The sequence below is a fragment of the Deltaproteobacteria bacterium genome (genome assembly GCA_009929795.1).
Taxonomy (GTDB): domain Bacteria; phylum Desulfobacterota; class Desulfovibrionia; order Desulfovibrionales; family Desulfomicrobiaceae; genus RZZR01.
This window is the reverse complement of the sequence record RZZR01000087.1, coordinates 1-10,300: the sequence shown is the minus strand read 5'-3', so window position 1 is coordinate 10,300 and position 10,300 is coordinate 1. Positions and strand designations below refer to the sequence as shown.

At 57.8% G+C, this 10,300-nt stretch carries 11 protein-coding genes; 8 read left to right on the top strand and 3 right to left on the bottom strand.

From position 1 onward, the window contains the following. Positions 1–622: 622 nt before the first annotated feature. A complete protein-coding gene (locus EOM25_09805; GenBank protein NCC25470.1) occupies positions 623–1,477 on the bottom strand; it encodes a purine-nucleoside phosphorylase in 855 nt (284 codons plus the stop codon). Positions 1,478–1,565: 88 nt separating this feature from the next. Between EOM25_09805 and EOM25_09800 the strand changes: the two genes are divergently transcribed. The 8 genes from EOM25_09800 to EOM25_09765 all read left to right on the top strand — a co-directional run bounded on the left by EOM25_09800 (position 1,566) and on the right by EOM25_09765 (position 8,762). Next, entirely contained in the window at positions 1,566–2,321 is a 756-nt protein-coding gene (locus tag EOM25_09800) for a motility protein A (protein NCC25469.1), read from the top strand. Continuing rightward, on the top strand, positions 2,311–3,057 hold the full coding sequence (locus tag EOM25_09795; protein NCC25468.1) for a flagellar motor protein MotB: 747 nt from the start codon (positions 2,311–2,313) through the stop codon (positions 3,055–3,057). Before EOM25_09800 ends, EOM25_09795 begins: the two co-directional genes overlap by 11 nt. After that, the gene (locus EOM25_09790; protein ID NCC25467.1) at positions 3,047–3,466 is read left to right on the top strand and encodes a PilZ domain-containing protein; all 420 of its coding nucleotides are present in this window, start codon (positions 3,047–3,049) and stop codon (positions 3,464–3,466) included. The genes EOM25_09795 and EOM25_09790 overlap by 11 nt, the downstream gene beginning before the upstream one ends. After that, positions 3,336–4,865, top strand: coding sequence for an acetyl-CoA carboxylase biotin carboxylase subunit (locus EOM25_09785; GenBank protein NCC25466.1), 1,530 nt, complete (start codon positions 3,336–3,338; stop codon positions 4,863–4,865). Before EOM25_09790 ends, EOM25_09785 begins: the two co-directional genes overlap by 131 nt. A 35-nt stretch (positions 4,866–4,900) precedes the next feature. Further along, a complete protein-coding gene (locus tag EOM25_09780; protein NCC25465.1) occupies positions 4,901–7,141 on the top strand; it encodes an acetyl-CoA carboxylase carboxyl transferase subunit alpha/beta in 2,241 nt (746 codons plus the stop codon). Between the two features lie 8 nt (positions 7,142–7,149). Beyond that, positions 7,150–7,800 (top strand): biotin attachment protein, encoded by a 651-nt coding sequence (locus EOM25_09775; GenBank protein NCC25464.1) that lies wholly within the window; start codon positions 7,150–7,152, stop codon positions 7,798–7,800. 100 nt (positions 7,801–7,900) lie between these two features. Continuing rightward, positions 7,901–8,254 (top strand): hypothetical protein, encoded by a 354-nt coding sequence (locus tag EOM25_09770; protein ID NCC25463.1) that lies wholly within the window; start codon positions 7,901–7,903, stop codon positions 8,252–8,254. 28 nt (positions 8,255–8,282) lie between these two features. Then, positions 8,283–8,762, top strand: a complete 480-nt coding sequence (locus tag EOM25_09765) for a single-stranded DNA-binding protein (GenBank protein ID NCC25462.1) — start codon at positions 8,283–8,285, stop codon at positions 8,760–8,762. Positions 8,763–8,818: 56 nt separating this feature from the next. Here the strand turns inward: EOM25_09765 and EOM25_09760 are convergent, their stop codons facing one another. Both EOM25_09760 and EOM25_09755 read right to left on the bottom strand, forming a co-directional pair. Beyond that, positions 8,819–9,301: a hypothetical protein gene (locus EOM25_09760; GenBank protein ID NCC25461.1), complete on the bottom strand. Its 483-nt coding sequence runs from the start codon at positions 9,299–9,301 to the stop codon at positions 8,819–8,821. Continuing rightward, the coding region (locus EOM25_09755; GenBank protein ID NCC25460.1) for a DUF2344 domain-containing protein at positions 9,298–10,300 on the bottom strand (1,003 nt) is incomplete at its 5' end. The genes EOM25_09755 and EOM25_09760, both read right to left, overlap by 4 nt.

Below are 10,300 nucleotides of genomic sequence, written 5' to 3'. Positions count from 1 at the left end.
GGCGAGGACCCGCCGTACCTGTAGCGGACTCCCAACTGGTCCTGGGCCGTCTGGATGATGGCGCGCTCCGCGGACGTGGCCCACCTCGGAACTTCCACGGCAGGGACATGGACTTGTTTACCGCCCCCGCAGCCAGTCAAACCAATGATTGCCGCAAGCGACAGTAGGGAAAAGTACAATTTTGTCGACACGAAACCCCGTCCCTTTTGCAAACCCATCGAAAACGGCCCGTCAAAAAGCCTCTGCTGGGCAAGCGCCGACGAATGAAAACGATCCAATTTTCGATGCGCTGCCGACCAAGGTCAACCGACGATCTGAGGTACGGAAATCCTCATGAGTCACCCCCAAAATGCCCGGCCGATGGACCGAACATTCACCCCGACCATGTAGGAACATCTTAGCTCAAATCTGGTTGAAAAACAACGAGAGTTTCAACGGCTCGCGGCGATGCAAACCGCAAACAAACAGGATCCGACCAATACAACCGACCTTGGGGCCTGGACACGCCACTGATCTTCGGTGGTCTAACCGTGAACTCGGCCATCTCCCTACCGAAAGACGGGCGAAGTTTTACGCCGTCAAACCTGTTCCATCATGTTGGGAGTGCCTGCCAAGGCCCGGATCAAACCTCCGGGTGGTCGATCTTCCGCAGAAACCCATTGACGATCCGACCTAAATTCTTGGATGCCCTGCCCGCCTGCTCGAGAATTTCCTCCAGGGATGTCTCGGTCATGCAATCCGGAAGATTCTTGTTTGTCAGGCAGGAAAGGCCCAGAACCCCAACTCTCATATGATGGGCGCATATGGCCTCCAGGACTGTGGACATGCCTATGGCATCACCTCCCAGACGGCGGTAGGTCCTGGTCTCGGCAGGAGTCTCCAAAGCCGGACCGGGAACCCCTACGTATACGCCCTGTTCTAGGCGGAGGCCCAGTTCTGTACCGGTTTTGAGGGCCAATCCGGCCAGACGGGGACAATAGACCCGGGACATATCCGGAAACCTGGGCCCCCATGCGTCGATGTTGGGCCCAGTCAGAGGGCTGGCCCCGGTTAGATTGATGTGATCCGTGATGACCATGACGTTTCCGGTCGAAAAAAGCGGATTCAAAGCCCCGGCCGCATTGGTCAGAACCAGGGTCCTCATTCCAAGGCCGGCCATGAGCCTTACGCCCTGACAACTCTCGGCAGGAGTGTACCCTTCGTAGAGATGGAAACGCCCCTTCATCAAACAGACCAACCTCCTTCCCGAATCCACAGCACGGCCGAAGACAAGCTCTCCGTCGTGTCCAGGAACGGTTGACCTGGGAAAATCCGGGATGTCGATGTAGGAAATCCTGGCAATTTCCTCCCAGTTAGGCTCCCAATCCCCGAGGCCGCTTCCCAGAACCACGCCTGTCCCGAGACGATCCCTGGAAATTTCCGGAACGGCATTTCTTATGAACTCGATCGCTTTCTGGACTTTTGCATGATCCTGCATCATAATCATAGAAATTGATTCGCCTCCTTGGCCGGGACGCCCCGGTTTTTCCGGTCAACATCAAAAAAATTCAGCTTACGGGCAACCCATGGATATAGCAACCGCATTTGGCATCGTCGTCGGATTTTTCCTGGTTGTCGGCGCCATTCTCATGGGCGGCGCTGTGGATTTTTTCGTCAACATTCCCGGCCTGATGATCGTTCTCGGAGGAACCTTTGCCGCCATCTGCGTCACCTGCCCCCTGAGCGAAATCTGGCAGGCCATCCAGGCCGCCATCAAGGTCTTCAGAAACCGAAAACTCTCCGCCAACGAGGTCGTCAACACCATGGTCAGAATCGCCGAGATCAGCCGCAAGGAAGGTCTCCTGGCCCTGGAAAACGTCCATACCGAAAACGCCATCCTCAAGAAGGCCTGTCAACTCATCGCCGACAACGCCGATCCAACCATGATCAGCAACTCGCTGCGCATAGAGATCAATTCCATGAAACGTCGCCACCTGACTTCCCAGGAAGTGTTCAAAAAAATGTCTTCCTACGCGCCTGCCTTCGGCATGATCGGCACCCTCATCGGACTCATCCAGATGCTGGCCCGACTGGACGACCCCCAGTCCATCGGCCCGGCCATGGCCGTGGCCCTTATCACAACCTTTTACGGTGCCTTCCTCTCTAACATGCTTTTTCTTCCCCTGGCCGGCAAACTCAAGAGCCGCAGTCTCCAGGAAACCCTGCACCTCGAGATCATCTTCGAAGGGGCCCGAAGCATCCTAGAGAACAACAACCCACGCATCGTCTACGAAACTCTGTCCTCCTTCGTCGCCCCGTCTGAGAGGCGCCATGAACGATGATCCGAGAACGACTGACTTCGTCGACGAATCAGAGGAGATCGAACAAACTTGGTTGACCACCTTTGCCGATCTGTCCCTGCTTCTCCTGGTCTTCTTCATTCTCCTCTTTTCCATGTCCAAAATCGACGTGGACAGTTTCAGCAAATCTTTCGCCTCGGTCCGTCAGGCGCTGGGCGAGGCCAAGGGAGGGGCCATCCCGGTCGAAAGCCCAGATGCCGGAGTCTTCCAATTTGAACTCGAAAGCTTCAAACAGATGCTGGCCTCCCAACAGAGGACATTCTCAGATTTCAACTTCTACAGCACCGAAAACGGCATCGAAGGCATCGTCGGAGCTAATCTCGAGTCGGGAATCATCACCCTGCGCGTCCCAGGTGAAGTCCTCTTTGTCCCGGGGCAGGCGGATCTGTCCCAGGAATCTCGAGAAATCATCGGCCTCCTGAAAGAGTTCTTCATCATGCACCCCGACCAGAAGATAAACATCCGGGGCTACACTGACTCCACTCCCCCCTCTCCTTCCAGTCGTTTCAAGGACAATTGGGAACTCTCATCCATGCGGGCTGTCAATGTCTTGCGGACCCTCCTCGGCCAGGGGATGACCCCCGACAGGTTGACCGCCACCGGTCTTGCCGATATGCACCCACTCTTTCCGGAAAACTCCGCGGAAAACAAGGCCAAGAACCGCCGGGTGGAATTCATCCTCGAAAAAATGGTTGGAGGCGAGGCCCATGGCGGCTGATCCCCTTTCGGTCATCTACCCCCAGCACGCCCAGCGGGCCGCCTTCCGTGTCGTCTGTCCCGGGCTCCGGGCCGAACTACACCCCGATGGGGAATTTTATCTGATAAAGGACCTGAGCGCCTGCGGCCTGGCCATCCTCGACAAACAGGCCCGGGCCCAGGCCCTCGTGCCGGGGGCCAAGGCCTCGATCAGCATCTGGTACAAGGACCGCAAGGCCATCCACGGCCTGCCGGTGGAGGTCATCCGCCGAAACGGAGACTTAGTAGCCCTTCGCTACGATGGCCTCACCCTCAGGCAAGAGAGCTTCCTGGACAAACTGGTCCTCGAAATTCAAAAAAGGGAAATTGACAGGCGGAAACAAGCAGGATCACAGAAACGTGAACACCCAACCCATCCACAAAAAACATAAGGTCCTCGTCGCCAATCGGGGCGAAATCGCCATCCGCATAATCAAGGCCTGCCAAAAGCTCGGAATTGAGTTCGTTTGCGTCCACACCGAGCCGGACAGACACTCGGGCCATTGCGCAGCGGCCTTGGAGCTTGGAGGCCCCAAGTCCCTCTACCGAATATCGTCCTACACCGACGCCAATGAAATCTTCGCCGTGGCCGATGCCAGCGGCGCGACGGCCGTGCATCCGGGCTACGGATTCTTCGCCGAGGATTTTCGCTTCGCCCGCCGTGTCGTCGAACGATCCAAACCCCTGATCTTTGTCGGCCCCTCCTGGAGAATCCTCCGAGAACTTGGGGACAAGATCAACACCAAACGATTGGCCAGAAAACTCGATATTCCGACGGTACCGGGATCGGACCGGCCCATCACCGACGACGTCGAGGCCGAGCAAATGGCCCGCAACCTGTTCGCCTTTCAGGAGGAACAGAACATCGACAGCCCGGTGGTCCTGGTCAAGGCCTCGGCCGGAGGGGGCGGCATGGGCATCGAGGAGGTCGACGATCCGGACAAGTTCCGGACGGTGCTGCGCAGAATCAGAAACTACGCCAAACGGCAATTCCGGGACGACGGAGTCCTCATCGAACAACGGATCTTCGACTTCAACCATCTCGAAGTCCAAATCGTGGCCGACCGTACCGGCCAGAACATCGTCCATTTCGGGACCAGAAACTGCTCCATTCAGTCGCTTGGCCATCAGAAACGAATTGAGGTGGCCCCGGGCTTCGCTCCCAGATCCATCGCTTACGCCTTCAACGCCGATCAGGTTTTGGAGGGAATCACCGAGTATTCCCTGCGACTGGCCCGGGAGGTGGGGTACAACAGCCTCGGAACCTGGGAATGGATCGTCAGCCCCACCGGGCAGCCTTTCCTCATGGAAGTCAATGCCAGAATACAGGTCGAAAACGGCATTTCAGCCCGCATCGCCAGAATCAAGGGGCAGGGAGATGTCGATCTGGTCTCGGAACAGCTCAGGCTGGCCTTGGGCCAATCCCTCGGGTATACGCAAAATGACGTCGTTTTTCAGGGAGTCAGCATCGAATACCGAATCATCGCTGAAGATCCTGAAATTCGTTTTTCCCCCTGGGTTGGAACCATCGAGAAATTCGATTGGGAGCAACGCCCCTGGCTCACGGTACACACCCATGTCCCCAGAAACGAGCCCTACGAAATTCCCACCGACTTCGATCCGAATCTGGCGCTGGCCATCATCTGGGGAGCCGACCTTGAGGAGGCCAAAAACAGGGGAATCGAATTCCTCGATACCCTGACCTTGTCCGGCCGAAGCCCGTCCGGAGAGACCATGAAATCCAATATTCAATTTCTGCGGACCAAGACCGCCGATCTGCTCCGATTCTAGCCGGCAGTCGCCGATATTCAGGACCATCAGCCAGCATGGACAGAGAAAAACGAATCCAGGAACTGCGCAAGCGGCTTCAATACATCGAAGACATCTTCGGACCCAAGGAAAACGCCAACGTCAGCCTGCTCCGATCCAAACTCGACGACTTCATCCGAGAGGAACCCGGTCTGAGCCATCAGGAGGCCCAGCGTCTCCTGGCCTCTCTGGAGGAGCTCTTCGCCTTCCTGGAGGGAAAGCTCGAGCGGGAACTGACTCCCATGACCAAAGTGCGCATCGTCCGCCACCCCCAGCGCATCTGCCTGAAGGACATTCTCGAGCATGTCTATGACAACTACACCGAGATCGGAGGCCAGGACGAGTACAGCATCGATCCGGCCATGCTCATCGCCAGGGCCTATATCGCCCGCCGGGTGGGCAACAAGGTCTACAATCAGCCGGTCATGGTCATCGGCCAAGAAAAGGGGCACGGCCAGGAATTCCGCAACGGCGGCTCGGTCAAGCCCTGGGGGAACGCGAAGGCCCTGCACTACATGAAGGTCGCAGAGACCGAAAACATTCCCATCCACACTTATGTCTTCACTCCCGGAGCCTATCCCGTGGAGGACTACCCCGGGGCAGCCCAGCAGATCGCAAAGAATCTCTACGAAATGGCAGGATTGCGCGTACCCATTGTCTCGGTCATCTCCGAGGGTGGCTCCGGCGGAGCAGAGGCCATCGCTCTAGCCGACATCAGGCTCATGCTCTCCCACGGCTACTACTCGGTTATCTCTCCCGAAGGGGCCGCCGCCATTGAGGGCCGTCTCCGGGGAGGCGAGCGGGCAAGCCTCGACCTGATCGACAAATGCGCCTCGGCCCTGAGGATCACCGCCCTGGACAACAAGGCCATGGGCTATGTGGACCACGTCATCAGCGAGCCACCTCTTGGAGCCAGACCTGACCACTACGACTTCTTCAAATCGCTGCGCCACCATGTCATCAAGGCCACCGACGAACTTGTTCTCTCCGTTCGGGGCGTGAGCGGACTCCGAGCTCTGGCTCTGCGCAGACGCCGAGACACCTCCGGACTCTACATCCGATGGATTCTCAATTCCGCGGCCAAAGATCGTCTGGTATGGCGAAGGTACAAAAAATTTCGGGCCATGGCCCAGCAGGCATTTCTCGATCGTCGATCCAAATGGCTTCGATGTTACGATGTCTGCTACGACACTGCCTGGGGCCTCTATTCGTTCTTCCGCTACGATGTCCTTCGCAAGCACCAGCGAAAGATCAGTCAATTGGCCGAGGAGGTCCAGGCCGAGGTCCATCTCGTCGTCGACCGCTCGAGAAAGTATTGGGAGGGTCTGAGAAAGATCCTGCCTGGCCGCAAGCAGGAGGACCAGGGAAACGAACTGACCTCCCTGTCCTGTTGGAAGGACGGGACCTGCGGCAATGAAGACGGCTGGGAATACGTCAGTCCCCAGGCCAAAGAAGACCGGGCCGTAAGCTGTCCCAACGCCCATGCTCACGGCTGCCAGGACCAATGGGCCCCGGATCTTTTTGGTGAATGGGCCGGGGTCTGCAACTGCTGCGGCCACCATTTTCCCATGGAATATCAGTGGTACCTCTACAACGTCTTCGACCCTGGCTCCATCTATGAATTCAACGCCCTGATCGAATCGGCCAATCCTCTTGACTATGAGGGTCTGGACATCAAACTCGATCAGGCCAAGAAAAAAACCGGGCACAAAAGCGGCTGCATGACGTTCGAGGCCAGGGTCAACGGCCTGACCCTCTATGTGGCTATGCTCATGGCCCCTTTCCGGGGGGGAAGCGTCGGTGCCGCCGAGGGGGAAAAATTCATCCGGGCCATCGACCAGGCCCGCCGAAGGCATCTGCCCTTCATTGCCTACGTCCACGGCACGGCCGGCATCAGAATCCAGGAAGGAACCAACGGCGTCATCCAGATGCCCCGTTGCACCCTGGCCGTCCGCCGGTACATGGAGTCGGGCGGGCTCTACCTCGTGCTCTACGACACGAATTCCTACGCTGGTCCAGTGGCCAGTTTTCTGGGTTGTTCGCCGTACCAGTTCGCCATCCGCTCATCCAACATCGGCTTCGCCGGACCGGGAGTCATCAAGGAAACCACGAGCATGGACATTCCTCCAGACTACCACAAGGCCTACCGGGCCCTATCCAGAGGGCACATCCAGGGCATCTGGGACCGCCGTGAAATCCGGAACAACCTCCATCAGGCGCTGCAAACCATGGGCGGCCGGAACCTCTACTACCGATAGGAAGCAACGTGCTCGACATCTCCCATCTGTTGGACCGGATCAAAAACGAACCCTACGAGGAGATCGTGGTCCGTGCCCCCCATTGCGGAACCGTCAGCTTCGAGGCCGTCAAACCCGGCGACCGTGTGACAGGCCCTTCTGGAATCTGGGAGGAAATCCCGGGAACGCCGCTGGCCGTTCTTGAGCGGGAACGAAACAAAAAAATCGTCCGCGCCCCACGCAAGGGCGAGCTCATTTCCTTCTCGGAAATCGAAAATGGCGACTTCGTCACCGCCGGGACTCCCCTGCTGACCATCAGGCATTATCTGACCCGGGAAGAGGTCCTGAAAATTCTTCTTCGCGAAGCACTTCACGTCTTCGCCGCACCGGAAAAGGGAATCTACTATTTCATTCCCGAAGTGGACACCAAAATTCGGGCCAAGGGATGCCGATCCGTGCGGGTAAAAACCGGCGAGGACCTCTTCATCCTCTCCAGGATGAAGCGCGAGACCCAGATCCCGTATCAAGGCCCTGAGGGCATCGTTTATATGGTCTTCTTTGACCCCGCCGGGACCCAGGACGCCGGACAACCTTTGATCGGCATCTGTCCCGAAGACCAACTGCGCCAAGTCGAGGATGTCGTGGCCAGGGTCCAAAGCGAATGGGAGGAAAGAAACTGAACGAAACGGCCGCGTTCAAAGTCTTTTCTTTGAAGGCCCTTCCACCGGAGACCCGGCTTGGCCGGCGAATCCGAAACCAACGGGCTCCGAGGATAGTCGCATGGGCAGGATGTTGCAGATAAGGGTCATGGCCACCACATACAGCGAAGACGACGTTCGCCGAGCGTGGCCCAAGCTGTTCGAACTCGCCTTTCCGCCAGGAAGCCCCTTACCGGCCACGAAAATCCGAGGTGTTCTGGAACTCGTTCGCTCCCTGGGCGACCTTCACCTCTTCTCCGACGATCTTCCAACGGAGGCCCGGCTGGCCATGGACGAACACTTTCCAAAAATCGCCGTCCTGCGGGACGGCTTGGAAAAGAATCTGGCCGACTGGAAGGCCGGAGAGGCCAACGCCTACAGCGACCGTCTCGAAGACGCCATCGACCTGCTCGAGGCGGACATGCCCCGAAATTGACGAACAATTTCAAACTGGGAGGTATAAAATGGCAGGAAGCATGAACAAGGTCATTCTCGTCGGACGCATCGGTCAGGATCTCGAATTGAAATACACGACCGGCGGCCAGCCGGTGACCAACATGTCCGTGGCCACCGACGAGGGATATACCGACAGCAAGACCGGAAACAAGGTTGAGAGAACGGAGTGGCACAGGGTAGTGATCTTCGGCCGTCAGGCCGAAACTTGCGCCAACTATCTCGGCAAGGGCCGCCTGGTTCTGGTGGAAGGCAAGCTCCAAACCAGGAGCTGGGACGACCAGCAGGGCCAAAAAAGATACATGACGGAGATCGTCGCCCAGCGCGTCCAGTTCTTGGACTCCAAGGCCGGAGAACAAGCCGGTGGCTATACACAGGCTCCTTCCCGGCCCAAACCTGCGGTCCAGTCTTCGGGCCGGAACGACTACCCCGACGACATGGGGCCGGCCTTCCCGTCCGAGGCCAGCGCCATGGACGAGCCTCCCTTCTGAACCGAACCGTTCCGGAACAGGGGCCGCGGTCTCTGTTCCGGGTCTATTCCAAAACTTCAGCTTCGACCGGACTGCCCTGACGCGCCCTGCATTCTGGCCGCGTCCAGAACCTTCGCCCCGCTCTCCGACGCCTTCCACTCGTTGAACATCGTTTCCCATCGTTCGAACGGGAACAAATGCTCGTCCAGTTGTCGCTCATGAAGATTGGCCCACATGTTAAAGAGATACATTTCCTGATTAAACTCTCTTCCGTCCAGAACGGACTCCGTGAGCCCCGGCTTGTAGCGCTGTCCCTCATAATGCTTAAAAAGATGCTCCCCGACGAGTTTCCTCGAGATCTCTGGAGTCAGATGGGTCTCGTTGAGTCGCCTGGCAAATTCGACCAAGTGAGGATACTCTAGGGCCATGCGCTCGATCGTCTTCTCGTCAAGCCTGATGAAGAAGTCGCCTCCCTCCTCCAGAAGAAAATAGAACCTCAACCAATACTCGAACTGGAACACTTCCAGAACGTCCTGCAAGGCTTGATCAGCATCCTTCATCCCTTTTCCTCCATGAAATTTTTCAAAGCGCCGCTAGAAACCGTACCGGAACGCCCGCCCATGGACTCCAGCCGCCACTTGAGATTCTCATCCATCCACTGGCGCTCCTTGACCAAGACAAAATCCTGGGGTTCGAGGTCCGGACAGACCGCCGAAACAAGCCGCAAAGGATTGACATAGCCTTCCCGCCAGTCCAGGAGCAAGGACACGCTTGAAGGCTCAAAATAGAGAACCTCCAAGACAAAGGGCTTCATATCCGCCTCCCTGATCTTTCCCTTTTTGCCCGTCACCTCGACGACCCAGGACGAAGCGTGAAGAAACTCGTCCCAGATCCTGGTCAAGGGTTTGCCCCGGAGGGATCCGGCATGAACCGTCAAGCTGAAGTCCTCGGCCAAGGTCCTGGACTGCCTCTTGCCCGGACCCAGACGTTCGATCCTGGTCACCTCGAGCCCCTCGGGCATCTGCCCTCTCAATGATTCAGCCACCCGGCCCGGCTCCACCTCTTCCCGAAAAAACGCATTGAACCATTCCTCCCGACTCTCAACACCGACCGGCAGTGCCCAGCCGAAGGACATGCACGGCGAGGGGCTGTATCCCTGACTGAAGCTCAGAGGCAAATCGGCCCGGCGCATTGCCCGCTCCAGCACCCGCTGCAGCTCCAGTTGGCTGAGATAGGAACAAAGCCCCGTTTTTCGATGCCAAATTCGATGGTGACAGGCCTTGGCCGAAAGATCTCGGCGGGTCGTGTTCGAATGAGTCATGGGGGCGTCGCGGCGAAACGAGGTCCTGTTGACCCGGGGCATGACGATTCCCGAGGGCGCTTGATCCCTGGGAATTTTCGCCGTTTCCGAAGGACAGGCCCCGCATTGTCGGCAGGAGTTGTATCGACAGTCCAGGGTGGTCGCTCCCTGCAGAGCCCTTTGCCGCTCGATGTCGAGGAATCTCCGGCTCACACCGCAGTGCAGATGATCCCAGGGCAATGGACTGTCCAGGGGCCTG

Bases quoted from the DNA above. Each gene is read 5' to 3' on its own strand.
- EOM25_09765 (NCC25462.1), top strand. From the start codon at position 8,283: ATGGCAGGAAGCATGAACAAGGTCATTCTCGTCGGACGCATCGGTCAG.
- EOM25_09770 (NCC25463.1), top strand. From the start codon at position 7,901: ATGGGCAGGATGTTGCAGATAAGGGTCATGGCCACCACATACAGCGAA.
- EOM25_09780 (NCC25465.1), top strand. From the start codon at position 4,901: ATGGACAGAGAAAAACGAATCCAGGAACTGCGCAAGCGGCTTCAATAC.
- EOM25_09795 (NCC25468.1), top strand. From the start codon at position 2,311: ATGAACGATGATCCGAGAACGACTGACTTCGTCGACGAATCAGAGGAG.
- EOM25_09785 (NCC25466.1), top strand. From the start codon at position 3,336: ATGGCCTCACCCTCAGGCAAGAGAGCTTCCTGGACAAACTGGTCCTCG.
- EOM25_09800 (NCC25469.1), top strand. From the start codon at position 1,566: ATGGATATAGCAACCGCATTTGGCATCGTCGTCGGATTTTTCCTGGTT.
- EOM25_09805 (NCC25470.1), bottom strand. From the start codon at position 1,477: ATGCAGGATCATGCAAAAGTCCAGAAAGCGATCGAGTTCATAAGAAAT.
- EOM25_09760 (NCC25461.1), bottom strand. From the start codon at position 9,301: ATGAAGGATGCTGATCAAGCCTTGCAGGACGTTCTGGAAGTGTTCCAG.
- EOM25_09790 (NCC25467.1), top strand. From the start codon at position 3,047: ATGGCGGCTGATCCCCTTTCGGTCATCTACCCCCAGCACGCCCAGCGG.